Origin of the sequence: Rhizobium centroccidentale, from assembly GCF_030182565.1 — a bacterium.
GTDB lineage: Bacteria > Pseudomonadota > Alphaproteobacteria > Rhizobiales > Rhizobiaceae > Rhizobium.
The window spans coordinates 597,526-623,051 of record NZ_JAQJCG010000003.1; the positions used below are offsets into that span (position 1 = coordinate 597,526).

The 25,526-nt window shown below is 58.9% G+C and carries 23 protein-coding genes and 1 pseudogene; 5 read left to right on the top strand and 19 right to left on the bottom strand.

Annotation, left to right across the window (positions count from 1 at the left end; all coding sequences use genetic code 11):
* Nucleotides 1-252: 252 nt before the first annotated feature.
* Nucleotides 253-1,989, top strand: coding sequence for a GGDEF domain-containing protein (locus tag PH562_RS06625; protein ID WP_285172130.1), 1,737 nt, complete (start codon nucleotides 253-255; stop codon nucleotides 1,987-1,989).
* A gap of 55 nt (nucleotides 1,990-2,044) precedes the next feature.
* Here the strand turns inward: PH562_RS06625 and PH562_RS06630 are convergent, their stop codons facing one another.
* From PH562_RS06630 to PH562_RS06645, 4 genes are read right to left on the bottom strand one after another with little or no spacing between them, the layout of a single operon-like run.
* The gene (locus PH562_RS06630) at nucleotides 2,045-3,007 is read right to left on the bottom strand and encodes a Csu type fimbrial protein (RefSeq protein WP_285172131.1); all 963 of its coding nucleotides are present in this window, start codon (nucleotides 3,005-3,007) and stop codon (nucleotides 2,045-2,047) included.
* 15 nt (nucleotides 3,008-3,022) lie between these two features.
* Entirely contained in the window at nucleotides 3,023-5,386 is a 2,364-nt protein-coding gene (locus PH562_RS06635; RefSeq protein ID WP_285172170.1) for a fimbria/pilus outer membrane usher protein, read from the bottom strand.
* Nucleotides 5,387-5,408: 22 nt separating this feature from the next.
* Entirely contained in the window at nucleotides 5,409-6,128 is a 720-nt protein-coding gene (locus tag PH562_RS06640; RefSeq protein WP_285172132.1) for a fimbrial biogenesis chaperone, read from the bottom strand.
* A 25-nt stretch (nucleotides 6,129-6,153) separates the two neighbouring features.
* The gene (locus PH562_RS06645) at nucleotides 6,154-6,651 is read right to left on the bottom strand and encodes a Csu type fimbrial protein (protein ID WP_285172133.1); all 498 of its coding nucleotides are present in this window, start codon (nucleotides 6,649-6,651) and stop codon (nucleotides 6,154-6,156) included.
* 610 nt (nucleotides 6,652-7,261) lie between these two features.
* On the opposite strand from PH562_RS06645, the gene PH562_RS06650 reads away from it, so the two are divergent.
* Nucleotides 7,262-7,879, top strand: coding sequence for a hypothetical protein (locus PH562_RS06650; RefSeq protein ID WP_285172134.1), 618 nt, complete (start codon nucleotides 7,262-7,264; stop codon nucleotides 7,877-7,879).
* A gap of 82 nt (nucleotides 7,880-7,961) precedes the next feature.
* Here PH562_RS06650 and PH562_RS06655 read toward each other — a convergent pair whose 3' ends face one another.
* The 4 genes from PH562_RS06655 to PH562_RS06670 all read right to left on the bottom strand — a co-directional run bounded on the left by PH562_RS06655 (nucleotide 7,962) and on the right by PH562_RS06670 (nucleotide 12,467).
* A complete protein-coding gene (locus tag PH562_RS06655) occupies nucleotides 7,962-8,753 on the bottom strand; it encodes a hypothetical protein (RefSeq protein ID WP_285172135.1) in 792 nt (263 codons plus the stop codon).
* Between the two features lie 274 nt (nucleotides 8,754-9,027).
* Entirely contained in the window at nucleotides 9,028-10,260 is a 1,233-nt protein-coding gene (gene pepT, locus PH562_RS06660; RefSeq protein ID WP_285172136.1) for a peptidase T, read from the bottom strand.
* A gap of 183 nt (nucleotides 10,261-10,443) precedes the next feature.
* Nucleotides 10,444-10,968 (bottom strand): DUF992 domain-containing protein, encoded by a 525-nt coding sequence (locus PH562_RS06665; RefSeq protein ID WP_113233295.1) that lies wholly within the window; start codon nucleotides 10,966-10,968, stop codon nucleotides 10,444-10,446.
* A 236-nt stretch (nucleotides 10,969-11,204) separates the two neighbouring features.
* Nucleotides 11,205-12,467, bottom strand: a complete 1,263-nt coding sequence (locus PH562_RS06670; RefSeq protein ID WP_285172137.1) for an adenylate/guanylate cyclase domain-containing protein — start codon at nucleotides 12,465-12,467, stop codon at nucleotides 11,205-11,207.
* 225 nt (nucleotides 12,468-12,692) lie between these two features.
* Between PH562_RS06670 and PH562_RS06675 the strand changes: the two genes are divergently transcribed.
* Complete coding sequence (locus tag PH562_RS06675; RefSeq protein WP_285172138.1) at nucleotides 12,693-13,274, top strand: nucleoside 2-deoxyribosyltransferase; 582 nt, start codon at nucleotides 12,693-12,695, stop codon at nucleotides 13,272-13,274.
* A 31-nt stretch (nucleotides 13,275-13,305) separates the two neighbouring features.
* On the opposite strand, the gene PH562_RS06680 is transcribed toward PH562_RS06675, so the two are convergent.
* From PH562_RS06680 to PH562_RS06725, 10 genes and pseudogenes are all read right to left on the bottom strand, one after another.
* Entirely contained in the window at nucleotides 13,306-14,115 is an 810-nt protein-coding gene (locus PH562_RS06680) for a phosphate/phosphite/phosphonate ABC transporter substrate-binding protein (protein WP_285172139.1), read from the bottom strand.
* 4 nt (nucleotides 14,116-14,119) lie between these two features.
* Nucleotides 14,120-15,124, bottom strand: a pseudogene (locus PH562_RS06685) (ornithine cyclodeaminase family protein).
* A gap of 112 nt (nucleotides 15,125-15,236) precedes the next feature.
* Nucleotides 15,237-16,751, bottom strand: coding sequence for an HAL/PAL/TAL family ammonia-lyase (locus PH562_RS06690; RefSeq protein ID WP_285172140.1), 1,515 nt, complete (start codon nucleotides 16,749-16,751; stop codon nucleotides 15,237-15,239).
* A 294-nt stretch (nucleotides 16,752-17,045) separates the two neighbouring features.
* On the bottom strand, nucleotides 17,046-17,468 hold the full coding sequence (locus PH562_RS06695) for a type II toxin-antitoxin system VapC family toxin (protein ID WP_285172141.1): 423 nt from the start codon (nucleotides 17,466-17,468) through the stop codon (nucleotides 17,046-17,048).
* Nucleotides 17,465-17,722 (bottom strand): FitA-like ribbon-helix-helix domain-containing protein, encoded by a 258-nt coding sequence (locus tag PH562_RS06700; RefSeq protein ID WP_113233289.1) that lies wholly within the window; start codon nucleotides 17,720-17,722, stop codon nucleotides 17,465-17,467. The genes PH562_RS06695 and PH562_RS06700 overlap by 4 nt, the downstream gene beginning before the upstream one ends.
* Before the next feature lie 241 nt (nucleotides 17,723-17,963).
* Nucleotides 17,964-18,710: an ATP-binding cassette domain-containing protein gene (locus tag PH562_RS06705; RefSeq protein WP_285172142.1), complete on the bottom strand. Its 747-nt coding sequence runs from the start codon at nucleotides 18,708-18,710 to the stop codon at nucleotides 17,964-17,966.
* A complete protein-coding gene (locus PH562_RS06710; protein WP_285172143.1) occupies nucleotides 18,703-19,767 on the bottom strand; it encodes an ABC transporter permease subunit in 1,065 nt (354 codons plus the stop codon). Before PH562_RS06710 ends, PH562_RS06705 begins: the two co-directional genes overlap by 8 nt.
* 109 nt (nucleotides 19,768-19,876) lie before the next feature.
* Nucleotides 19,877-20,866, bottom strand: a complete 990-nt coding sequence (locus PH562_RS06715; protein WP_113233287.1) for a substrate-binding domain-containing protein — start codon at nucleotides 20,864-20,866, stop codon at nucleotides 19,877-19,879.
* 228 nt (nucleotides 20,867-21,094) lie between these two features.
* Entirely contained in the window at nucleotides 21,095-22,507 is a 1,413-nt protein-coding gene (locus PH562_RS06720) for an ROK family protein (protein ID WP_285172144.1), read from the bottom strand.
* Complete coding sequence (locus PH562_RS06725; protein WP_285172145.1) at nucleotides 22,500-23,441, bottom strand: tagatose-bisphosphate aldolase; 942 nt, start codon at nucleotides 23,439-23,441, stop codon at nucleotides 22,500-22,502. The genes PH562_RS06720 and PH562_RS06725 overlap by 8 nt, the downstream gene beginning before the upstream one ends.
* A 228-nt stretch (nucleotides 23,442-23,669) precedes the next feature.
* Between PH562_RS06725 and PH562_RS06730 the strand changes: the two genes are divergently transcribed.
* Both PH562_RS06730 and PH562_RS06735 read left to right on the top strand, forming a co-directional pair.
* The gene (locus PH562_RS06730) at nucleotides 23,670-24,590 is read left to right on the top strand and encodes a sugar-binding transcriptional regulator (protein WP_285172146.1); all 921 of its coding nucleotides are present in this window, start codon (nucleotides 23,670-23,672) and stop codon (nucleotides 24,588-24,590) included.
* Nucleotides 24,590-25,252 carry an HAD-IA family hydrolase gene (locus PH562_RS06735; RefSeq protein WP_285172147.1) on the top strand — a complete coding sequence of 221 codons (663 nt, stop codon included), beginning with the start codon at nucleotides 24,590-24,592 and terminating at the stop codon, nucleotides 25,250-25,252. Before PH562_RS06730 ends, PH562_RS06735 begins: the two co-directional genes overlap by 1 nt.
* Nucleotides 25,253-25,260: 8 nt before the next feature.
* On the opposite strand, the gene PH562_RS06740 is transcribed toward PH562_RS06735, so the two are convergent.
* A complete protein-coding gene (locus PH562_RS06740; protein ID WP_285172148.1) occupies nucleotides 25,261-25,494 on the bottom strand; it encodes a tautomerase family protein in 234 nt (77 codons plus the stop codon).
* Nucleotides 25,495-25,526 lie beyond the last annotated feature (32 nt).

A 25,526-nucleotide genomic window follows, 5' to 3' on the forward strand; every position in this document is an offset into this window, starting at 1 on the left:
GGCAACCAGCCGCAATATAATTCAGCAGGCAAGATCGACAAAACTGTCATCCCGCGGGCTGAAGACTGTTATGTCCAGGCCGGCTGTTTCGGATATGGGACTTAAAGAACATGAGAAAGATTTAAGCCTGTTCGTTAAGTGAAGATTCCATCAAACCTGATGTAATCCGCAATAGACGGTGATTTTGGAGAGCATTTATTGTCGCGGCTTAAAATTCAACAGCTACAATGGATCGGCGCGGTAGCTGTTATCATGGTTTGCTTGATGATGGCCGGCTCGACGATTGCCTTCAGCCTGTCGGATTATCTCAACTACAAGCACGGCGTAATCGAATTCGGCCGTTTCCATAAGGCGCTGCACGCGGCGGCGACGATATCGAGAGAACGCGGTCCTGCAAACAGTCTCATGGGCGCTTCGGAGCGTGAGCAAGCACAATTTGCTGCCGATCTGAAAGCAAGCCGCGAAGCAACCGATAAAGATATCGCCGAGCTCGAAGCACTCTTTAAAACGGAAATAGACCAGTCCGCGGAAATGCGCAGCGCATTCATGGCGCTTAAGGCTCAGCTGGAGAGCGGCCGCCTGGCGGTCGATGCAGTGGCCGCCTTGCCACGCGGCGAGCGCAGCGGCGCAAGGATCGCAGACGCCATACAGGCAATGTTCCGTGCAGCGGATCGCGCCCAGGATTACCGGGATGTCGCCGGCCGATCGGTCATTGCACTGGCGCCCGAGACAGGCGCCGAAGTCATGCTGACCTCGATGGCCGGAACGCTCAGAGAGCGTGCCGGAAGGCTGGGCTCCTATGTCGTCATAATGCTGGCCTCACAGGGGCAGGCCCGTTCCCACTATAGAGCTGCGTTCGACAACGAATTGAACAGGCTTTTCGAAGTGAATGCGCTGCTGAAAACCTATGCGCCCGTTACATTGCAATCCCAGGCTCTCGCAAGGCTGTTGGATCAGGTGACGGTCAGTTACTTTGCCGGAGCGCTGCCTTACGCTCAGCGCGTCGCCTTTGATGCGAATGCGAGCGATGCGCTCACACCCGGAGAGTTCACAGCGAAATACGTGCCTGGAATGAAATCGACCGAGAACCTGCGTGAACTCATCGAAACCGCGGCATTGAACTCTCTCGACGAAGTACAGCAGAAATCCCTGAGAGCCATGCTGATCTCCGCACTGCTTGCCGTCATGGCGGTATCGGTTGTGATTTGGTTAGCCTACGTGCTCAGACGTTCGCTCTTCCGGCCGATGCTGGCTGTCATGCGACAGATCGACGAGATTGCCGTTGGCAATCTTACGACGCCACCGCCGATACCCCATGCCGGACGTGAGATGCGGGAACTGTTCCTGCGTCTTGACCTTTTGCGTGAGCAGCAACGCTTCAAGCGGCACCTGGAAATGGAGCGCAAATCGATGACGGAGGAGTTAAGACGTCTCTCCCAGACGGATGCGCTCACTGGTCTTCTCAATCGGCGCGCGCTAGAGGATGCGGTGGAGGAATTGCTCGCGACTCCGGAAGCTGGCTCCCGAGGCTTCGCAATCATCATGTTCGATATCGACCATTTCAAATCGATCAATGATCGGTACGGTCACGCCGTCGGCGACATGGTGCTACAAAGAATGGCGCAGATTCTAGGCCCGTGCCTGCGCCCCGCCGATCTATTCGCCCGCTACGGCGGTGAGGAATTCATCGTCGTAATGGGTGACGTCACCGAGGTGTCAGCGCGTTCAACGGCCGAGCGATTGCGGGAAACATTGGCGCAAGCCGTCGTCAGCGATGAACATGGCTTGAAGGTGACCGCCAGCTTCGGCGTCGATTGGCAGGCGCAATGCCTGTTCGAAAACTGGGAAAAGCTGGTCGTCGTTGCGGACAACCGGCTCTATCATGCCAAACGCAACGGGCGCAATTTGGTCTGCTCGTCCGAGAAGACGACTGGACAAACGGCAATCTCCGCCTCGAGACGCGGCCAGAGCGGCGCAAGCGCGGCCTGACACGCTTCGCTATGACCGAGATTATCCGAACAACCTGCTTGTTGGAAACTCGCAGTCAGTAGGTGAGCGTCACCACGACCGTATCGGTGTAAATGCCTGAGGATGGCGTGGTCTGCGGTGGCACTCGGCCGTAGACCGTCAACAGTTGAGCACTGCCGGTTCCCGTTCCGGCGACGGTGCTACCCGGCGTATTGGCATCGCCCCAGGGCTGCGACCGGCTGGTGTCCTTGTAGAGGCCGTAGGTCACCGTCTCCGATCCTTTCGCCATCTTTCGCGCCGTCGGCAGAGCATTCGCGCCGCCGCCACCCAAGGAGATCGTATAAGTCGTGCCCGGCGTACAGGTTGCCGTGACGGAACCGGTGGCATCGACATTCGTGCTCAATACGCCCTGTGTCCCGAAATCAATGTTCTGGACGCTGACAAGGCAATTGGCGGCGACGGTTGCATTGACGCTGAACGATGCGGTTCCAATCGTTCCAGAAGGAGCAGAACAGGTAGTCGCACTACTGTAGCTGTAATAGAAGGAGGTGTAGGTCGATGTGAAGCTGGAGGTAAACGCCCCCGGCACTGCCGTCGGTGGAGACCCGAGCGCAGCCCCATAGACCGTCATACTGCCGGTTGCGCCGATCAACGAACCATTCAGCAAGGCCATCGTCAGCGCATAGACCGGTGCGCGTGACGGATAGGACCAGCTGCTTGATCCCCACACCACGCTTCGGCCATTGTCGGAATAGAGCTGATAGTTCAAAGAACTGCTGCCGTTCAACATCTGGCGCGCCGCGGCCGACGAAGCTCCGCCACTGCCTGCACCGATATCGGGGCAAATCAAGAGCCGCTTGCCTAGGTCCAGGACGCCGCCGGAACAGGTTACACTTATGGTCGATGTCGAATTGACCGGGGTGCCTGATAGGGTATCGACCGCGCCAAAGTTCATATTGGTTGCTGAGAAGCTGCAGCTTTGCGCCGCGCATAGCGAAGGCAACAGCAGTGCGAGCAAAAGAGTGAGCGAACGCAGCATCTTTTCAACTCCCTTTCAAAGGCACTTGACGTCATCGATGACAACCTGTTCGCCCCGCTGCGGCTTGTAGGCGAATTCGGCATGGCACTTCGTTCCATCTTCAAGTGATATGTCGATCGTGTTCCTTGCATGCAGTCCGCGAATGTAGGCCTGTCCGTCATAGCCGATGACGAATTCCTCGCTCGATCCTTTCAAGGCACCGCCGAGCCCGGCACGCAGCGGCACCCCGTTCTTGTCCCTGATCGTAATGAGGGCGGCTTGCGGTGCTTCCGACACGCCGAACTTGACGACGACGCCGCTGCGGTCCGCTGGCACGACGATTTCCTTCGTCGCCGGCACATCGGCATCGACGGGTAGGTTCTTGGGATCGATGGATACGGTATTCGGTTCATAGGAATTCAGATTGGGCACCAGGATGCGGCCGCTCGAATTGGTCTTGCCGGCAGGTCTGTTCTGCTGCTGGACCTCGACATCGGGAGCACCGACATCGACGACGGCGAACGCATCGTCGATCCGGTTTGTGGCAAAGACACCACTGCCTGCAACAGCAATGGCACCATCGACGCGAGCCACAGCATTGGTCTGATGATCCTGCTGTTGCAGGCCTGCCTCGACCTGCGCGAAGGGAGCCCGATAGCTGACTGCCGCCTCGCGATAGGTGTCTTCGCCTTCGGAGGTGCGCAGGCGCCAGCCGAAGCTGCCGTCCTCCTGCTGCATCGACTTGGAAACGTCGGCAACGACGCCGAGGCCGTTAGGTCCGCCTTGTACGCCCGTATTGGCCGTGACGTTGCCGCCGAAGGGAATTGAGAGGCCGGCAAAGAATCCGAAATTGCTTCTGTCGTCGAGATCCGTGAAGGCGCTCGCATAGACTGTCGCCCGCTTGAAGGTCTGACTGTAGGAAAGACCGGCGATCTTGCTCCTGGCGCCGTCGGCACTTTCGAGGTTGGTGTAAGAGAGATTGAGACTGGAAAGATCGAGCGGCGTTGGCACGCTCAGCGTGACCTGATCGATGGCGCGCGGCACACCGGCGCTGAGAATGCTCACATCTCCGGCGACACTGGTTGTCGGCCGAGCGGAGACCGAAGCTATATCGTCATAATCGCCAAAGGTTCGCTGCACGCGGGCATAAAGAGCCCATCTGTCGTAACTGAGCTCGAATGAGGCATTCATCAGTGCGCCGGAACGCGACCCGCTTTTGCTTGCCGCGCCCGCTATTGACGCTACCCCGAATGAACTGACCGGAAAGGCGGCTCCCGCGCCGCCATTCAGAAGATCAGCGCCGCCCTCGAAGTGACCCTCCAGCGTCAGCCAATCGGTCAGGCCGTACCTTGCGGTAGCGGCTCCCATGATACGACCGTCATAGTCGTTGGAATCGGTTCCGAAATTCAGACGCGGAGTGCCGATTTCGGCGGAAAAGTCCAAAAGGCCCTGACGTAGAAGCCAATTGGAGGAATAGAACGGCAAGGTCTGCGTGGTTTCGCGCCCCAGGCTGTCGCGCAGCACGACGGTCGCTTGCCCACCTCCGGAAAAGACCGGGAGATTGGTCACCTCGAATGGTCCGGCGGGCACGTCGCTGGAATAGGTGCGAACGTTCTGGGTATAGATTTCGAGTGTCGAAGGGACGGCCGCCGTCCCGGTAAATGAGGGCAGCGGTTCGGTCACCAGATCCGAACGTAGTGCAAAATTGCGCTGAAACTGAATGCCGCCGAAATAGACTGGCCGTGTCCATGACAGGCCGCCGGTGGTTAGATCACCCGCGCGATAGGTAACGAGGTTCTTCGGATCGGAATAGCTCCAGGTCGTGTTGAGTCGGGTCATGCCGTCAAGGCTGCCTTCTGAATATCCGGCGAGGAAGGACTGGCTGAGCGTGCCGTAGGGGCTGAAGATACGTGCGTCGAACGATCCGGATATTCCCTGGAACATGTTCGAATTGCCTTGGAAGAGACCGTTGGAACTTGCATAGAGGGAATAATTCAGGACGGCGCCGTAGCTGGCCTGGGGTGCCGGGATTGCATTCTCCTGCTGCTGCCTGACATTGATGACGCGAGGCGCGCGCCCTTTATCCGTCGTCTGGACATAGAGGCGCTGCGTCTCATCGTCGACCTGATAGGACAGACCGGGCAAGGTGCTGAGCTCGATCAGCTTGTCGTCGGCTGCGCCGGCTGGCGGCTTGATGCCGACTTCGCGCAGCTCTTTTACGGTTGCCGCGAGAGAACCGTTCGGACGTTGTTTGAAATTACCTATCATCTTCATCGATGCATTGTTGATGAATACTTCGAGGTAGACGTCGAGCGTGGCCGCAGGTTGGTCTGCCATGGCTGTGTTTGCCGGCTGAACGGGCACTTCCTGAGCACGCAGCGCCGGCACCGAGAAAAGCATGCATATGAAAACGGCGCCGGCACTACCGTTGATTAACGGTGACTTCAGCATCGAACGGCCCAAGATCACTCTGGCCATGGAGTGTTACGACGCCGCCGGTGAGCGATTTTGCTGTTCCCATCGGCCATTGCATCGTCGCACCAGCAAGTACGTATCCAACCAGCCCGTTGCGGCTGCCGACCTTCGTTGCGCCCTGCGCCAGGGTTACGTTCGATAGACGGAAGCGGCTGCCGCCATTGTTCTTGCCGGTCAGAGAGAGGTTGCTGCCCTGTCGTTTGAGGCTCCAGACGATATCGGCGGGCTTTACGTCCGGCCGCTTGAAGAAGACTGGAATGGACTGGCGCATGATGAGGGTGACCGTGCCGGCGCGCGCGCGGGCAGGGTCTGGCAGTTCATCGACGATAACACGATAAGTCTCTTCGGCCCTGACAGGCGTCTTGCTCGTACGAACCACTCTGACCACATATTGCGCGTTGGGATTCATTCTCGTCGCCGGCGGGCTGGCAACGACATCCCGAGTCGGTTCCAGGGTTTCTATGCCACCTGCCTGGCTCCACTTGAAGACGCGTATCTGGACGTTGATCGGATGATCTCCATCATTGGCGAGGTTCAAGACAGTGGCTGCGGCCGGCGCCGTGAGTTCAAGACTTGTGGGTGCCACTCGCAGAGATGCCGCGTTCAGGCCACAAGTACCGAGCAGCAAAAGCATAGTCGCGGCAATGCATGGCAACATGCGTTGCATGACGGTCTCCTGGATCTGTGAGTTTTTAGTAGGTGACGGTAACAGCCACGGTATCGGTGTAGACGCCCGCGGCCGGGGTGGTCTGCGGGGGTACCCGGCCATAGACATTTATGTTCTGGACTGCGCCATTACCCGTGCCCGAGACGGTATCGGTGCCTATGGTGGTGCCCCAAGTCTGCGTTCGGTTGGCATCGCTATAGATCGCATAATTGATCGTCGCACTTGCCGGGCCCGTCATGACACGGACAGCTGTTGTCGCTCCCGCCCCAGCGCCGGCACTCAGGCCGACATTGTAGGTCTGCCCGGATGTGCATTGCACACCGATGGTGGTTGCCTGGTCGATATTGCTGGTGATGACACCGTTGGTGCCAAAGTTGAGATTATTGGCACTCTGGACGAGGCACTGCGCCTGGATGGTGATGGTGACCGTCATATTGGCGGTTGCAGTGGCAGCCATCGCGGACGATGCTGCCATGGTCGTTGCGATACCAGTCAGGACGGTACCGCAGAGCACTCTCAGCATTCACATTCCCCCTCGCATATGCTTCAAACATATCAGAATATAATAAAATAAGCACATATATGCTTCGCTGGCAATCAGGCAGGAAACCGCCGGGGCAGTTGCAACAGTACCGAAAGAATACCCTCAAAGTAGAGTTTTGTTTTACTCAGCGAATACCGGCAGATAATTAATAGTTTTAAAAAACATGGTTAATAATGTTCCATACAATTTACCTGCCGCCATGATAAGCGCGGCGAGAATATGAGATTCAATTTACGCGAATCAGCGATTTTGAAGGCGCCATCCGCCACGAATGATTCGCGTTTCGATCATAAGGCTGCGGCGGAAACATCAATTCTTACCGTATGTTCACGACAGCTTCCCTATACTCGCTATCCGCGAACTCAGGTCGGCCGGCGAGCGGGCGGGGTTTTTCATCGCAGTTCTTCCGCTAGTATTATGAAGAGGAATGGCGGTCGTCGAAGGCAGTTCATCCTTACCGTCAGGATGCGCAAAACGCATTCGTCAACATTTCTTTGCAAAAGGTCCGCAATTGGCCACGTTTCGGTAAAAGCCGCGCCACAGTTCGCATGAAAATGACTATCCGGGCTTTTGTCAAAAGGAGCGGTCGATGGATACGCAGCCTATGAGATGGTGGAATGGTCAAAGCGAGACGACCCGAAGGCTGGGTTCCGGACTTGCTGTTTGCGGCACCGTTGTCGGTGCTCTCTATGTCATTGTTCAAACCGGTCCCGTCGACCGCACCATACATTTCATCGACGACAACGGCAGCATCGCGATCAATCGCGCGGCACTCGCACCGCAGCTTGCCATGAACCAATTGCAGTTAGCGGTTGACGCGAGCCCGGCAAAGCCGCAGATGTCAGTGCCAATTCCGCAGCCTTCGCCGCTTGCTGTCATGGCCAAGACCAGCCCGCCCGTAAAGCGCATTGCATCGCATTCCGATGCCGCGAAGACCAAGATGGCGTCATCCGGTGACGTGGAACATTTCGACCGCTGCTTGCCGCAATGCGAAACACAAGACCCGCTGATAACAGGTCGCTCGGAATATGCAGAGGCAACTCCGCCTGTTGCAAACGACGATCCGCCTCCCGCGCTGGAGGAAAGGGTGGGATTTCATCCGCTTGCCGGCGCACGCAACCTTTTGAACAGAGCAGTGGATGCCCCAGGCGTGATGTTGCGCCGCAGCCGGCAGATGATCGACAATGTGGCCCGCGCAGACTGGTAATGGCACACATGTCCGCGCCCATTGCCGATATCAAGGCAACGGGCGCAGACTTTTGCTCTAAAGCGAAGGGGCGGCAAGCCGCCTATAGGCCACCAGCGCTTGCCGTGCTGCGCAGCAGCCGGCAAAGGCTGACAAGACCAGCATCGAAATTGCCGGAAGCCGTCACCTGACGACAGGCAATCAGCATACGCTTCTGCTCAGCGCTAGACATGGTGCGGAAGGCGGCAAGCGTGCGCGTGCTCGATCCCGTGCCGGAATTGCCCGAACCCAGCCCGAAGCCGCTCGCGCCGCCGGTCCCTCCGGTTACCATACCGGTTCCGCTGGAACCGGTACCACCCGTGGAGCCGGTGCCACCAGTCCCACTACCGGTTCCACCGCCGCTTCCGCCGCCTGAACCGCTTCCTCCGACACCGACACCCACTCCAACGCCCACCCCGGATCCGCCGACGGAGACGCCAGCGCCGGCATTGACGCCGCTTGAGCCTCCGACCGAAGCGCCGAGACCAGCGTTGACACCATTGCTGTTGGCCGATGCGCCCACGCCGGCATTCACTCCGCTGGAGCCACCAACCGATGCGCCGACGCCAGCATTGACGCCACTCGTTCCGGATACGGAAGCGCCCGCTCCGGCATTGACGCCATTCGTGCCGCCGACGGAAGCTCCGACGCCGGCATTAAGCCCATTGGAGCCGAGCCCGGCGCCCAAACCAGCGTTGATACCGCCCACCGACACGCCAACACCCGCGCCCAATCCGCCGCTTCCGGACCGGCTGCCGCCGTGATCCGTACCGCCGCCGGGCTCCGCATAACTGGTCGAGGCCAATAGAAGAAGAGCGGATGCAGCGATTGCCATCCGTGAATATTGTACTCTCATGACTAAACTCCGTTTCAGCTTAGACTTTATGACAGTCTGGTTCTGATTGCCGGAGCGCGCGCACCGTAGAGTTGGAATGAAGGGGCTTACTTATTCTCCTTTCCTCCCAAGACTACATTATAGAATAATCTAAATTACTAATGCTTCAATATAAAAATTCACGGATGGCTTGCATAATGACAAGGAGATTGGTTCCGAACAGACCAAAATGACCTATTTCGCGACAGGGTTACTAGGCTTTTATAGGATGAACGAGGCTTTTTCTCGAAAGGGTTCAGGAGCGTTCCGCCCACACCTTAGCCAACTCTACAAGCGTCTTTACGGCTCGTTCCATATCCTGCCGGCTCACCCATTCCAGCGGCGAATGAAAGGCATGCCCGCCGGCAAAGAGATTGGCGCAAGGCAAACCCATGAAGGAGAGCCTGGAACCGTCCGTGCCGCCGCGAATGCTGCCGCGCACCGGCGTCATGCCGGCACGCCGGATGGCCTCGACAGCATTTTCGACGATTTCCGGATGGCGATCGAGGATCGTCTTCATGTTGCGATACTGATGCCGAACGGTGAAAGTGTGCGAGGACCCCGGATAAGCTTTCATGACGTCCTTGACGATCGCCTCCAGCATGGTCTCCTTGTCGACAAGGCCTTGCTCGTCGAAATCGCGGATGATGAAGCCGAGCGAAGCCTTTTCCATCGAGCCGCTGATGCCGGTAGGGTGGATGAAGCCGTCGCGGCCATCCGTCGTTTCGGGAGCTATGTTCTTCGGCAGCCTGTCGACGATCGCGCCCGCAATCCTGATGGAATTTTCCATTTTTCCTTTGGCGAAGCCTGGATGGATGGCGACGCCATGGATGACAACCTCGACACTGTCGGCTGAGAAAGTCTCGTCTTCTATATGCCCCGCCGTTTCGCCATCGACCGTATAGGCAAATTGCGCTCCCAGCTTCTTCAAATCCACCTTGTCGACACCACGCCCGATCTCTTCGTCCGTCGTGAACAGAAGCTTGATGGTACCGTGGCGGATATCGGGATGGTCGACGAGATATTTGGCGGCCGCGACGATTTCGGCGAGGCCAGCCTTGTCATCGGCTCCAAGCAGCGTCGTCCCGTCCGACGTGATGATGTCGTTGCCGATCTGATCTTTTAGGGCAGGGTGCTCGTCAACGCGAATGACCTGCTGTGAATCGCCGGTGAGGCGGATATCACCGCCGGAATAGTCGCGCACGATCTGCGGCTTGACGTTCGTACCGGTAAAATCGGGCGCTGTGTCCATATGGGAGCAGAAGCAGATAACGGGAACCGGCTTGTCGACATTCGATGGAATGGTGGCATAGACGTAGCCATGTTCATCCAGGTGTGCATCGCCAAGGCCGATCGCCAGCAATTCCTCGGCAAGAATGCGGCCAAGATTCTTCTGCTTCGCGGTGGAGGGCTGCGTGGCCGAAGCCGGATCCGATTGCGTATCGACAACAACGTAACGAAGAAAGCGATCGGTGACGGTATCGGTCATGACTCTGGCTCCAAAGAATCTCAGGGTTTACACAGCTATAGCGCAGCGCGAGTGTATGGATAAACCAATTCGCGCTAAGGCGTTGATAATTCGAAGCGGCTGCGCCGCACCTCTACGGAAAAGGCCGCTCCAGCGCCAGGCGAGAGCGGCCATATCATATGGTCAAAACTTTGAGCGAAATACTCAATCGACCGACGTCAGGGTCACCGACGTACCGGTAGCTGCGACGTTCAAGCCGAGCTGACCCGTGACGCTAACCGTCTGCAGGTGGATGGAGCCGGCGGTGCCACCGACAAGGATGTTCGTGCCCACGCCGGCACCTACCGTCGCTTCAACGGTCGCACCCTGGTAGAGGCCGCTCAAAGAACCACGATGATAGCCGGCTGTCGGCGCGAAGACGAGCCAAACGAGCCGGCTGCGGGTCGTAAAGCCGAGATCGACGCCCATCTTCCGGATCGCGCCGGTGTAATGATCGACACGACGCGAATGCCCGACCGTCGAATGGAAGGTGCAATCCATTTCCTTGGCGGAACCAAGGACATAGCCGACGCCGCCTCCGATATCGCATTCGAGATAGCCGATCTTCACGCCGTTGCGATCATCCGGCTCCTCGCTATAGGTCGCCGGCATGTCGGCTGCGCGCACCGCAGCGGTGCCCGCAACGATCAACGACGCCGCTGAAAACGCCAGGGTCAGGATTTTTCTCATCTGTTTTCTCCTTGTCAGAGTATTATGGGTGGCTGGCACCCTCGTGGTCGAGCCGATAGAATCAACCCTCAATTAACGTTCGTACGCGCAGAACGATCCCAAAATTAAGGCGGCTATCGTCATGATCCACCTCATAATATAGGGGGATCTATATACCGGGACACCCTTTGCCATTTCACGTTTTGCTACCGACTGAATCGCGCCGTACCGAATTGATGGCCTCTCGGACCAAATGTTCATCCGGCCTGCGTCTCCGCTTTCTGCGGGAGTTTGTCTTTTGCAGCGAAAGCGAAGACGTCGACGGGTTCGCCGAGACCTTTCAGAGGAAAGGCGCCGAGGCTTTCCATATCCCGCCGGCAGCCGGCCATGTCGACGAAGGCCTTGGACAGAAGCACCGGCCGCTTGACCTCCTTAGTCAAGGACTCCAGCCGTGAGGCGATATTGACGGCTGGACCGATGACCGTGAAATCAAGGCGTGTGCGCGAGCCGATATTGCCGTACATCACATCGCCGACATGCACGCCGACACCGTAGCGCAGCACTTCACGGCCATGCTTGCGGTTTTCCTCATTGAGCACGGCAACGCTCGCCTGCGCCTCGCTGATGGCAAGAAGAAGATTGTGACAGGCATTCGGATCGCTCAACGGGAAAATGGCCAACAGGCCGTCACCCATGAATTTGAGGATCTCGCCGCCATGCTTTTCGATCGGGTCGACCATAGCGTCGAAATAGCCATTTAGCAGCTCGATGACATCGTCGCGCGGCCACATGTCCGAGATGGTGGTGAAGTCGCGCAAATCGCAAATGAGGATCGCTGCACCGACGGTGGTGCCGCTGCCCCGCGTCGTGGCGCCAGCCAGGATCTTCTCGCTGGCATGCGGCCCGACATAGGTCCGCAGCAGCGTGCGAGCCATGATGTTCTTCAAGCGGATCTCCGTCACCATTGTCAGGGCCGGCAACAGGTCCTTCAAGAAGGTGATGTGCGGTTCGGCAAAACCGCCAGGAGCATCCGAGGCAAAGGTCACGATGTGGCGCTTGCCGAGCGTGTGATAAATTGGCCAGGCGATATAGTCGGTCAGTCCTTCCGCCTGCATTTCTTTATATAACGGATATTTCAGCTCCGACGTTTCACAGACCTCGAGATTTTTCCGGACTTCTGTGGCGCCATTGAAGATCTCGTTGATAGGGCTTGCCAGAAATTGGGGCGTATTCTCGACCCCGTAGCTGAAGGTCGCAATATCGGCCTCCTTCATGCCGGTGCGCCAAAGAATTCTCGCCCCTAGCCATTGCGGATGCAGCGTTCGGAAGTGCATCGTCGCTCTTGCGACCGGAACTCCGATTGCCCGCATTTTCTCGCAGAGTTCCACGAGGATATTGTCGATGAACCGCTGATCGCGGACATCGTTCATAAGCCAATCGAGGATCTTGCTTTGTTTCGTCGGCCAGTTACCCTGGTCGTCCTGGTTCGAGGCGGTAACGGCCTCAATGGAAGATTGCATTTTCTATACCCCACAAATTCCGTCACCTGTCATGGACAGAGAGCGCCATTCGGTCCGAAAGGAACTATACGCGTCTCGTCGTTGACCGGGAACGGCAATCGCCGTGATTTCGCGATTTCGTAATTTATGCGCCCAGCTATGGCGGCTGCGCCTTGAATCAGCCATAGGCTTCATATGGTTCCGCAACTGCTGCGGTGCAAGATTCCATTGAAGAGGAGAGAGGCATTGAGAGCATATCTGGCAGGCCCGGAAGTCTTTCTCCCGAACGCGAGGGAAATCCTCGATCGCAAGATCGCGCTGGCGCGCAGCTATGGCTTTACGCCGGTTTCGCCCGGTGATCTTGCCGTGCCTGAGACGGAGACGCGCCGGCAGCGCGGCCTTGCCATCAGCGCCATCAATGAAAAACTCATGACGAGCGCGGATCTCATCATCGCCAATCTGACGCCGTTTCGTGGCATAGCGGCCGATATCGGCACAGCCTTCGAACTCGGCTTCATGTGCGCTCGCGGCTGCCCGGCATTTGCCTTTTCCAATTGCGTCGATAACCACTTCGAGCGTGTGAGCAGGCTTTATGGCGGCGAAGTTCAGCTCGGCGAGGACGGACGCCACCGTGGTCCCGACGGCATGGCGCTGGAGAATTTCGATATGGCCGACAATCTGATGCTCGACGGCGGCATAGCGGCACGTGATGGCGTCATCGTCACGCGCCAGGTCGCTCGGGATCAGCTCTTTCTGGATCTGACGGCCTTCGAGGAGTGCCTGAGCCTTGCAGCAAAGAAATTATTGAAGCACGTTGCCAGCGCATAATGTACCGGCTATTGATTGGCGCGTCCGAACTTCACCATGTTCCGAGAGCGGCATCGATCGCCCGTGCTCTTGCGGGAAGCTGGTCATAAGCGGCAACATCCGGCTCGGCAAAGGCCGCCAGTCCGAGCGATGCGAGAATATCGCTCCCTTCCGGATCGTGGTGCGCCTTGAGAAGAACGGCGCGCAGCGCGTCGACAATATCCGGCGATTGCTGCCTTGCGGCCACCAGCAAGGGGAAGGGTGCCGGTTTTGTGGTAGCAACAATCCGCAATGGCGCGATCATGTCCGGCTCGTGCATTGCCATGAGCTGAAAGGCATAGGCGTCGATGGCGCCGACATCTATGGCACCTGAACGAATGGCGTCGACCACGCCGCGTGGATTGAGGAGCGGGCCGACGATTTGCGCCGCTGTAGGCCTATCCGCAAGCGTGGCAAAGAATTCCCTCGGCGCATTATAGCCGGACTGAGAGTCCCGCACCGTCCAGCCCCAGCGTGCGGTTGCAAGATCCGCTTCTGTGAGCGACTTGCCTTGAGCAGCGACGATATAGCTCGCATAGACTGGCTGTCCGTTTGCCCAGTCCGCCAGAGAAACTGGGGCTGCCAATGGCTGCGGGCGCTCCGCCGGCGATAGCTGGGAGAACGGAAAACCGCACATGAAGACGGCACCCATGTCCGGACGTCCCCATAGTTCGGACAGAGGTGCCGGAGCCGCATGGGCAATGACTTCGAGCTCGACGCCCGATCGGTCGGCAAGCCAATGAAAAAGTCGATCCCAGAGAGCAGATATTCTGGGGCTGAGATTATACATTCGCGAGCAGGCGATGGCACTGGAAGTCGTCATCGCGTCACGCAAACCGGAGGCGCTGGCCGAGATTCATGCGCTTTGCCTTTTCGACCATGGCTGCACCGAGTGCGACGTCGGTGGTGCTCAGGCCGCGATGCCAGAAGAGGATGGTCTAGTCATCGTTTTCGCGGCCCGGCTTCGTGCCGCACACGATCTGGCCGATCTCGGCATGCAGCGTCTCCGCCGTCACCTTACCCTCATCGACATGACGGCGAAGGGCACCGAAGGGACGCCCCGGTCCGCATTGTCCCCAGTCATCGACAACCACCTTGTCCATAATGTCGGTCAGGTCGAATTCGAGCGCGCTCATCGTGCCGTAAGGCACGACGAAGGCGCCTTTCTTGACCCAGGCGGTCTTGAACAGAGGCGTCGGCTCCGGCAGCCGGCTCGCCTCGATCATGATATCGGCGCCCTTCAGGCAATCCTCCCAATTGTCCGTCACGATGATTTTCTTGCCGAGATCCTTTTCCAACCGTGCGGCAAAGGCATCGCGGCTTTCCGAACGGCGCGAATGCACGCGGATTTCATCGAAGTCGAAGAGATGATCGAGCAGCCGCACGTTCCAGTAGGAAGTGCCGCGCGCGCCGATATGGCCGAGGATCTTGCTGTTCTTGCGGGCGAGATGGCGCGCGCCGATAGCGGTGACCGCACCGGTTCGCATGTCGGTGATGGCAGTCGCATCGATGATCGCCTTCGGTACGCCGGTGCGCGGATCGAAGAGATTGAGAACCGCCAGTTCCGAGGGCAGGCCCTGCTTGTAGTTGTCGACGAAATCGCCGACGACCTTGACGCCGGCATAATCGAGCGGCTTCACATAGCCACGCAGCACATTGAAATGACCCTTGTCGGAGCTCTCGGGCACGAGATGAACGCGAGGCTCGATGACCGTTTCGCCGCGCCCCTGCGCATCGAGCGCCTTGGTCACGGCGTCGAGTATTTCGTCGTTGGAAAGTGCCAGCGCCTTGGCGTCGATGGCGTTGAGATAGTCGATCCAGATTTCCTGCATTACCGTTCTCCAGGCATGTCACCGGCCGTGCCGGTCTATCGGATGATGCAGGCCGCCCGACGGCCTGCGAGAAAGCGAGGCGGCGGGGCGAACCACCCTGTCGCCTTTTCGATTAGGAAGCAGCCTTCGCGGCGGTCTCTGCGATAAATTCCGTAACTCTCTGAAAATCAGGACCTTGCGCACGGTCTTCCTCGAGCGGTGCCACCAGCTGGCGCACCTGTCGATAGGCGCCCAGCGTCCCGCTGCCGAGCTCGCCCGCCACGCCGCGCAGCTCGACTGCCTGGGCCGACGCGACAAGTTCGATCGCCACGAGATAACGCATTCGCTCGATCATTGCTTCGATCTTGCTCAGGACGCTCGGCGCCATCGACGCCTGATCTTCGACACCATCCGCGACCGGGATCGGTGTGAGCGATACCGGATTGGCCAGATGTCGTATCTCGGCTTCAAGTGCTGAGATCGTTTTCTGCACCGTGGCAAAACCCGCTCTGCTCTGCCCGAGCGGGGTCAGGAAGCGCGGCAGCTCCGACATGCCCGGAGACATGATTTTCATCGTTCTATAGGCGGTCGCCGCCGCACAATGAGCGATGGCCTGACCGAGCCGCTCCCATGCGAGAACGAAGGCCGTCATGTCGAAGTTGCCGTGAGACAGGATAAGTCCCTCGTCGGCCAGCACGACGGGATTGTCCCCGGAGCTTGCAAGCTCGATCTCGGTTGCGGTGCGCGCTTCGCCGATTGCGTGGAGCAGGGCGCCCCAGACCTGCGGGGCGCAGCGATAGCTCAACGGATCCTGCAAGCGCCGTGCCGCGCCGTCGACAAAAAGAGAACTCCCGGAAAGCAGCTCGCGAAATCTTGCCGCGGCTTCACGCTGGCCGAAGGCTGGTCTAGCCGCCAGTGCCCGATCATCGAAAGCCGAGACATTGGCGCGGAATGCCTCGAAATTCAGAGCGACGGCTGCGAGCGACCAATCGAACAGCCGTTCGATATCTTCGACGCAGAGACAGGCCTTGCCAACCGACAGGCTATTGGCGACCACGAGGACATGACCATCCTTCGGCGCAATCGGCAAAGGTGCTAGGCCAGCCTTCGATAGGGCATCCCCCGCCGGCATGATCGCGCCATCGAGTTCCGCCTCGCCATCCCCCAGCAAAGCGCGTCCCAAATGTGCCAAGGGCGCAAGATCGGCGGCACCGATCGAACCGAGCGAAGGAACCACCGGATGAAAGCTTGCATTCAGTGCGGCGGCGAGACCGGCGAAAACCGGGAGCGATACGCCGGAGCCGCCAGCCGCCATACCGGCAATGCGAGCCGCCATCATCGCCCTGACGATTTCGCGTGGCAGTGCCGGCCCAACCCCGACGGCACGGGCCTGTGGCACGCGCAATTGAAAGGCAATCAAGTCGTCCGTGGCGAGCCGGGTATCGACCCCGGCGCCCAAGGCTGTGGTTAAACCATAAACCGGCTGGTCGGCCGCCAGATGGCGTTCAACGATAGCGCGCGCAGCGTTAATTTTGTTTTTGACGTCAGGCGAAATCTCGATCCGTGCGCTACGGCGCGCGATGGAAGTAATGTCGCTTATCTTCGGTGCGGTACTGGTGAAACGCACGATGGGTATGGCTTCGGTCACGCCTGCTTGCCTCCAGGAAAAGCACTTATACGCCGGTGGCTCTTTCTCGATCCAGCCCCCAGATTGCATTTGTTGCCGGATGGCTAAGGAGTCGCACCTCTCGCTTGAAGATCACGAACATTTCCTTGTCAGCTCCCCGATTAACGATCGAATGCATTCGGGACCGCGAGAGCAGGGAGACATCAACGGGTGCGGTAACGCGGATCATCAGGCGATGCTCAGCATGAACAAGCTGTTGCCGTTTGAATATTCGGATTGTTCGGCGGACTTGTCACGCGACTGCCTTAACCGCCGTCATTTCACGTTCCATGGGTTGATGCCGCTTAAACCGGCAGCTTCAAAAGGGCCTGTATCGCGCGTGGCAACCACAAAGCCATGTGAGGCAGCCGTGGCGGCAATATAGCCGTCCGCCGTGCCAATGGATTTGCCTGCCGCCCTCGCTAACGCCATCAAGTCGACATAGGCTTGCGAGGCGTCCAAGTCAAAAGGCAGAACCCGCTTGGCAAAAGCCGGCAAAACCTCTCTCTCCAATCGGTCTTGATAAATCGAGCGCCGCTTGCCCTCGGGCATCGTAGCCAAGCCGAAGCGAATTTCGGCAACGCTGATGATCGAGAGGTAAAGTGTTTCGATCATCTGCGCATCGATCCACGACAACACATTCGGATCGGGCGTGACCTTCCACAGCTCGGAAATGACGTTGGTGTCGAGAACGATCATTCGAAACTAATCGGCTCGACCGGGGTCTTGTCGCGAAGCTGGTTGAAACCCTCGGCTTCGGCTTCGGTTAGCCCCCCCGCTTCACGGGCGATGGATGTCAACAGCGAACCCAGCTTCAGGCGGCCTTCTGGTTTTGCTGCCTTTTCCAGAATGTCGCGGATTTCGGCTTCAGTGCTGCGACCGTGCATGGCAGCTCGCACCCGGATCGCGCGATGCACCTCATCCGGCACATTACGGATTGTGATTGATGCCATTGCTTCACATTCTCATATTTGATTGCATTGATAGCAATATATCAGAATGCAATCAAGCAAAGCAAGTGGAATCGCATTTGGCCGCATTTTACCGCGCTCCAGCATGAACTGCCGGCACCCAGTCTTTGCTACTTGTTTTGGTAACTCCAAAATAAGCTCCTTTGATTGCCGATACCGAAGCGGCAATGGCGACGAAACACCATTGCCGCTCTTCGCACAAATCATGTGCTGCCGATGCTTGCTAACCGCCGATCATGAGCCTCACGACTTCCTCATGATTGGTGTCGGCGATGTTACGCTCACCGGCGACAATCCCTCGACGCAGGACGACGATGCGGTCGGAGACGGCGAAAATATCCTGCAGATTGTGCGAGATGAAGATGACGCCGCGCCCCTGCGCCTTCAGCGACTTGATGAGGGCCACGACCTTGCGCTGTTCGGGCACACCGAGTGCAGCGGTCGGCTCGTCCATGACGAGGATGCGGGCATTCCAGTAAACCGCACGTCCGATCGCAACCGCCTGGCGCTGACCACCGGAGAAGTTGCTAACCGGCGCATCAAGCCGCTTCACATGGAAATCGAGCTCCGCCATCGTCTTGCGCGCAGCCTCCGCCATGGCCTTCCGGTCGAGGACCGGCAGGAAACCGAAGAGCTTCTTCATCGGTTCGCGCCCAAGGAAAATGTTGGAGCCGATCGTCAGATTGTCGGCAAGCGCCAGATCCTGATAGATCGTCTCGATGCCTTTCTCGCGCGCATCTTGCGGCGATGAGAAAGTGACAGGCTGGCCTTCGATCAGGATTTCGCCGGCGGTCGGCGGATAGACGCCGGAGATCGCCTTGATCATCGTCGTCTTGCCGGCACCGTTATCGCCCGCAAGTGCTACGACTTCACCGGGCCGGACGACCATGGAGCAATTGTCGAGGGCACGCACCGCGCCGAAATAACGCGAGAGATTGCGGACCTCGAGGAGGGGAGTTGCACTATTCATCCTGTTTTGCTCCGCTGAACCGGCGCTGCGCCTGGTCGATGAGCACCGAAATGATGATGACGATACCGACCGCGATGAATTGCCAGAACGGTTCCACGTTCATGAAAACGAGACCGTATTGGATGACGGCGATAACGAGAGCGCCGGCGACCGTGCCGATAATCGTGCCGGAGCCGCCGAACAGGCTGGCGCCGCCGATGACGACGGCAGCCACGCTATCAAGCAACAGCGGCTCGCCGGCTTGGGCCGCGCCTGCTGTGAAACGGGCCGCATAAAGTGCGCCGCCCAAGCCGGCGCAGACGGCCGAGAGAATATAGAGCCGCAAGAGATGGGACTTGATGTCGATGCCGGCGCGGCGGGCGGCCTGCGCATTGGCACCGATGGCGTAGTTGTGCTGGCCGAAGCGCGTCTGGCTCAGCAGGTAGTGCATGATGACCACGAAGACGAGCGTGACGATGACGAGATAGGGAACACCATAGAACCGCCCGTTACCGAGTTCGGCAAAATAGGAATTCTTGACCGGCACGGTGGTGCCGCCGGCAATCAGGAAGGCCGTGCCGCGGGCGACGCCGAACATGCCAAGCGTGCCGATGAATGGCGGAACCTTGAGACGGGAGATCAGGAGACCGTTGATGAAGCCAGGTACGGCGGCGGCCAGCATGGCAACGAGAATGCCAAACACCATCGCGACCGGCAGCGGCATGTAGAGCCCGGCGATATTGGCGATATGCGCCGCGACGACTGCGGCAAGCCCCATGATGAAGCCGGTCGATAGATCGATGCCGCCGGAGATGATGACGAAGGTCTGTCCGATCGCCAGCAGCAGCGGTGCCACCGCGAAGATGGCAACGGACTGCCAGTTGAAGCTTGAGCCGATGAACGTGCCGCCGAAATCGATCCGCGCCCAGATCTCGAAAGTCACGATGAGTGCGGCAAGAAAGAGCCATGCACGCAATTGCGCGATGCGGTTTAGGATGGTTTTTGCCTGGTCGCCATGGTCCGCCTGCGGCGCCACGTGCTGATCCGCCTTGCGGACCTCTGCATTGTCGATTGTCATGGACTGGTCCAAACTGAAGCGTTGAAGGCGCAAAGATCACGGCGCCGTTCGCTCTATCATCGTTGGATGATGTGCCTCGCCTTTCGACGAGGCACAGACTATCTCCGGATTAATCGGAGTAGATGAACTTCGCGACATTCTTGTCGGCGACGTTCGATTTGTCGATGACCGTGAAGCCGGTGCCGATCGCCGTCGGGATCGAATTGCCGGTCAGGTGCGCATAGGCTGCCATCACACCGAAATAGCCGATTTCAGCCGGATGCTGTGCGATCGCCAGATCGACGAGGCCGGAGTTGATGTTGTCGACGATCGACGTCGGCGCATCGAAGGCGACCACGCGGATCTTGCCCGTCTGGCCAGCCTGCTGCACGCCGTTGGCAGCACCGAGAGCGGAGAACAGATTGGCCCCGAAGACACCATCGAGATCGGAGTTGCGGGCAAAGACCGCCTGCAGCTGCGATGCCGCCTTGTTGGCGTCGTCGTCATTATACTGCGTCTCCAGAACGGTGATGTTCGGATATTTTTTCATTTCCTCCTTAAAGCCCTGCTCGCGCTGATCCGTGGTCGAGATGCCGGGCTTGACGTTGGAAACGTAGACCTTGCCCTTTTCGCCGACGGCTTTCGCCAGCGCGCGTGCGGCAATCGCGCCGCCGAGCAGATTGTCGGACGCGATGTAGGCCAGCGGAAAATCGGCATCGCCTTTGCCGGTCTGGTAGACACCGGTACCGATGAACGTATCGACGGTGATGACCGGGATGCCGGCATCATTGGCTTTTTTCAGCGGCTGGATCAGCTGGTCCTTGTCGGTCGGTGCGATGAGAATTGCATCGGGCTTCTTGGCAATCACTGCATCAAGGACCGGAACTTGTGTCACCGGGTTGAAATCGGGGCCACCCTGGAACACCAGCGTCGCGCCGATGGCCTTGGCCGCGGCTTCGGCGCCCTTGCGCATGGTGATGTAAAAAGCATCGGTCGTCAGGCCCGGTATAAGGGCAATCGTAAATTTCTTGTCTGCAGCTTTGGTGGTACCGGCAATAGCGGCAACACCGGTAGCGAGCGATGCCACGGCCGAAGCCTTCAGAAATGAGCGGCGCTCCATAATTTTCCTCCTCTTGAAACCGAACCTCCCCTGTCCGGCAACGCGATAATCAGTGGGTTACTGCGGCACGTCAAGTAATTTTTTTCTGCAAGGAATTTCCTTTATCTTGTTGATATAGCTGCACAATTCTGCCATGCACACGATGCCCACATCCGCAGGGGACATAGCGTCGCACGACGGTTCAGGATTATTTCGCATTTATGCCGTCTGCCCGGACGGCGGCGCCTGTCATTCGCGCTCGAAGACCTTTGAAAGCCAGGCCATGACAGCCTCCATATCCGGTTCCTCCGTCTGGTCGACCGTCATCACGGCACCACAGCCCATGGGTTCAGCCCGATCGGCAAGCGCTATCAGTTCGGGCACATATTCGGCACCCGGATGTCCCGGCAGCCGCTCCTTGAGCCGGCTGGCATAGCGCTCGCCCGCGACCGATCCAGGCACCTTGCACCAAAGCTCGGCGACACGGTCTATCTGCGCAGCATTGAGATAACTCTCCAGTTGAGCCTTCGGCTGAAAGCCGAACCAGGCATCGATGATGAAGGTCGAGCCGGCCGGTGCGTTCGCGATGACGGACCAGATCGCCTGGTAACTCGCCTTTCCCAAAGTCCGGTTGAAGTCGCGATCGACTGGTCCGATATGCTGCAGGAACGGATTCTTGATGCCATCGAGGGACAGGACCGGCCAACCGGTCCGCAGCGACAAAGCCTTGGCCAGCCTGCTTTTGCCGGAAGCCGGCACGCCGTTGACGAGGACAACCCGCTTTCCTTGCGGTAGGACATCAGCGCCGAAAATCAAAAGCCCCGAGCCGATCACGCCGGCATCGTCTGCAAGCTTCGCCGGCAATATGGCGGGGCAAAACCAGGGGGCGGGTGCCGGCAAGTCGGCTAGAGCCCGCGCAGCATCACAGCCGAGCCCGCCACCGAGCAGGATAATCTCCGGGTCCATGGTCGCTGCGATATTGTCGAGCGCAGCACGCAAGGGTGTTGCCCATTGGCGCAGCACGCGGACTGCCGTATCGTTTCCTTCTGCCGCCATGTCGAAGATTTCGCGGATTGTCGTCACCGACAATCCCGCTTCAGCGATGTGTCGGCGCAAAGCGGTTCCCGAACTGAAGGTTTCGACACAGCCGCGTCTGCCGCAAGGGCAGGGCGGGCCATCCTGCGATACACAAATATGGCCGAGTTGTCCGGCCGCCTTGTGTCCATGATAGATGCGCCCGGCATGGGCGACGGCACCGCCAATGCCCGTCCCGATCGTCAGCATCGCGACGTTCTGATAGCCTTTGGCACCACCGATCCGCATTTCTGCGATCAGCGCCATGCTGCAATCATTCTCGAGGACAACAGGTTTTTGCAGCGCTGTCTCAAGCCGCTTTACGAAGTCGAGGCTCGAGAGGTTGAGGATGCCGCCAGACAGAATTTCGCGACTGTCGACATCGACCCGCCCTGGTATGCCGACACCGATCCCTAAAACTTCAGGAGTGTCGAGAGTGCGCGCCATCGCGATCACGCGCTCCAATGCCAACAGGGGATCGGTCGGAGTTCTTTCCGACAGCTTGGCAAGGATCTCGCCCTGGGCAGAGACGAGGGCAGCGCGAATATTCGTGCCGCCAATATCGACGCCGATGGCGATATCAGCCATGGGCGCGCTGCCTTTGATCAGCGCCGTGCGAGCCTCTGCCCTTGAAGTGCGTCGCAATGACGGCCTGGATTTCGCGAAGCCTTGGCACCGCGACCGTCTCCAGCCGATCCTTCGTTACCGAACGGTCGAGCGAGATGCAGTCTTTCCAGAGCGAGCGACCGGCGATGACGCCGGAAGCTCCGTTGCGCATGGCATCCTCGACCTGGGTGAGGAAGGTTGCATGGTCGACGCCGGCCGACAGCACCGCCCAGGGCACGTCGCCCGAAAGGCGCGTGACTTCGGCACAGGCTTCCGACGAGCCCGGATAAGGGATTTTCAAGACCTTCGCGCCGAGATCGAGGCAGATCTTGCTGCCGCCGACGATCAGAGAGGGTAGTTTCGCCTTGTACTCGGCCTCATCCTCGTCTTCGAACTTGTAGGTCAGGAATTCAACGACCAGCAGAAGATCCTCATGCGCGAAATCTTCGATGCATTGCTTCAAGATCTGAATATTGTGGGCATTCGCCGCATCCCGATCCGAGCGCAGATAGACCATGATCTTGCCGCCCGTTGCCCCCAACTGACGCACGCGGCGCGCGGAGATGCCGGGAACCAGCTTCGACAGACGATAGCCCTCCGGCGACGTATCCCAGCCGGAAGCATCGAGGCCGATCAGCAGTGCGGTATCGCGCTGAAGGACACGATCATCGACCAGCGCCGGCACGGCGCAGATGGGATCGACCAACACGCAGGACGCCTTGCTTGCCAGGAACCGGGCGATATCGGCCTTCGTGTCCCCCAGCACCTTGTCGGAGATCGCTGCCTGCTCGGCCGGATCCCTCGCCAGAAGGCTGCGCATGCCGCCGCGCTGGTCACAGGCAATCACCATCATGGCGCCGTTGCTGCCGCAAATCTGCTGGTAGCCGCGCATCTCCGCTGTCGTCAATTTCGTCATGTGGTCCTTCCTCCAGCCGTTGCGAAACGGCACCCATACGGGCACGCCTTCCCCACTCCTCGAAGAGGGCAGTGCTCCTGAAATTGAGGACTCTCATGCGCGGTATAAACGTTGCGAAACCGGGCTTTTTAAGCGATAACTCCTCAAGTGGCGTATGTGTAACACATTGCAGAAAGGAATTTCAAGCTGAATTCATCTCAATCGCAGGAGGCTGCGGCAAATCGCGCGTTGCTGCACACGGTCGCCAAACTGCACTACCAATCCGATATGGCGCAGGTGGATATTGCCAGGAAGCTCGGCCTGTCGACGGCGACGGTTTCGCGGTTGCTGCAGCGAGCCCGGGCAGTCGGGATCGTCCGGATTGAAGTGATCGATCTTTCACCTGCCGAGGACCTGAGTGCCGCACTGATCGACGGCCTGAAGCTGCGCACCGCTGCGGTGATCGATACGCCGTCATCAAATGTCTTGAGCGCGCTTGCCGCGCCTGTCGGCTCGCTTCTGCAACAGGCGGGCCTGCGTTCGGGTTCGACGCTCGGCATTGGTTGGGGGCGGGCGGTGCGCGAGGTGACAATGGCAGGCCTGCCGCAATTGCCTGGCATCGTCACGGTCGCGCTGAATGGTGGCATGCAGCATGCGGCGCCTCACTTTCAGATCAACGAATTCGTACGCCAGGCGGCAGTCCAGATGGGTGGCGTGCCGCATTTCCTGCATGCGCCTTATATTTCTTCGACCGAACTCCGGGATGCATTTCTCGGAGATCCCACGGTCCAGCAGGTGACGTCTCTCTGGGACAGGCTGGACGCGGCAATCGTCGGGGTCGGACTGACGCATGCTGCCAACCCTTCGGAAACAGCGTTGCCGGGTGAAAAGGCGCTGAGCCAAGCAGCCGGCGACGTGCTGCGCCACTACGTCACCGAGGAAGGCGAGATCCTGCACTGGGATGGAGAGGAGGGGATGATTGCAGCCTCTCCCGCGCAATTGCGCAAGGTGCCGCTCTGCATCGCGGTTGCCGCTACCCCCGGCAAGGCAAGCGGCATTATCGGCGCGGCGCGATCGGGAATGATCAACGCTTTGGTCACCGATGCCAATACAGCGCAGGCTATCCTCGATCGTATGTCGTCCCATCAGAAAGCCGAGGATCGATCCTGATGCCCTTTGACAACCGCTCCTTCGGCGCGTTCCTGTTCGACATGGATGGAACCGTCCTGAATTCGATTGCGGTCGCCGAACGGGTCTGGACCGCGTGGGCGGAAAAACGCGGCGTCGATGCTATCGCCCTGCTGGCGACCGTTCATGGTCGCAAGGCGATCGAGACGATCACCAGCCTCGGCCTGTCAGGGATCGATCCCGCCGAAGAGGTGAGGGTACTCACACAGGCCGAAATCGATGATGTTGCCGGCGTCGAACCGATCGCGGGCGCTATCGGCTTTCTGAAAAGCCTGCCGTCCGATCGCTGGGCGATCGTCACCTCCGCCCCACGCGAACTCGCCAAGGTCCGCATTGCGGCAGCCGGTATTCCCTGGCCGGAGATTCTGATCGCGGGCGAGGATGTGCAACATGGCAAGCCGGCGCCGGATTGCTTCATCTTGGCTGCAAGGATGTTGGCGCAACCTATTGAAGAATGTCTTATTTTTGAGGATGCACCAGCGGGGATAGAGGCAGCGGAAGCCTCGGGTGCTTCCGTGCTCGTGATCAGCGCAACCCATCGGAAGCCGTTATTCACACGGCATCCGACTATTGAGGACTATGATCGCGTCAGTGCGAGCATCGATGCAAATGCTCGTCTGCGTCTCTGTGCCAGACCCGATTGACCGGCCCCTCACCGAAACGGATCGTAGCCCGGCTTTTTATAGATCGTGTCTGACTTGCCCTGGATATCGGGAACATAGACCTTCCCGGCCCAATCGGACGTCGCCACATCTTCGATCGCGACGGAAACCGAACTCTCGTCAACGCCGAGTGCTTCGATGACCGCCTTGGCCAGATTTTCAGCCACGGCATGCTTCATTGCGTCGGTTCTTCCTGCTGCCATTTTCAAAATAATATGGGGCATCGGGTCATTCCTGTGTTTGTCGGAGATTGTCG